This is a genomic window from Paraburkholderia rhynchosiae, from assembly GCF_002879865.1.
In the GTDB taxonomy this organism is placed as follows: domain Bacteria; phylum Pseudomonadota; class Gammaproteobacteria; order Burkholderiales; family Burkholderiaceae; genus Paraburkholderia; species Paraburkholderia rhynchosiae.
This window is the reverse complement of sequence record NZ_PNXY01000119.1, coordinates 1-670: the sequence shown is the minus strand read 5'-3', so window position 1 is coordinate 670 and position 670 is coordinate 1. Positions and strand designations below refer to the sequence as shown.

1 pseudogene is annotated in these 670 nt (G+C 61.2%); it reads right to left on the bottom strand.

Features of this window, described 5'->3' with window-relative positions:
- A pseudogene (locus C0Z16_RS37060) lies at window positions 1–541 on the bottom strand (ISNCY family transposase); the annotation flags it as partial.
- Window positions 542–670 lie beyond the last annotated feature (129 nt).

The following is a 670-nucleotide window of genomic DNA, read 5'->3' as shown; positions in this document are numbered from 1 at the left end:
CATTGGCTTCGACCATCGTGCTGATTCCGCGCAGTCGCAATTCCTTCACCAGCCGGTCCTGCAGCGTCAGGTGGGCGCGCTCGACGCGACCCTTCGCTGAGCTGCTGTTCGCGCAGAACGTGTCGATGTTCAGCTCGAACATCGCCCGGCCGAAATGCGTCACGCTGCTTCCCGTTTCATGGGCCTTGCCACTGCGAAACACGCTCGCTTTGTCGCTGTAGAACGCGCCAGGCTTGCCGTGGCGTTCAATGTACGCGCGCGTCGCCTCAAAGTAGCTGAAGGTCGATTCGGTCGCCGTGAAGTGCAGCGCCATGATCCGGCTGGTGGCGTCGTCCACATAGACCAGCAGCGTGCACGCCGGCGCCCGTTCCTCGAACCACCGGTGATCGCTGCCGTCGATCTGGATCAGCTCGCCCAGACACGCGCGACGGCTTCTCGGCTGGTAGATCTTCGGCGGGCGCTGCCGGCGTGGTATCCACAGCCCGGCGTCCGTCATCAGCCGTCTGACCGTTTCCTTGGCCATCCGCATGCCGTGGCATTCCCATGTCGAGGCCATTCTGAAATGTCCGCTTTCTGGCTAAGTTGAAATGTCCGGGTTTAAGGGGTTTGTTTCTAACGCCTTTTGTCTCACACCTTGTTGAAGGACGATGCCTGAACTGGCAGGGCGCTT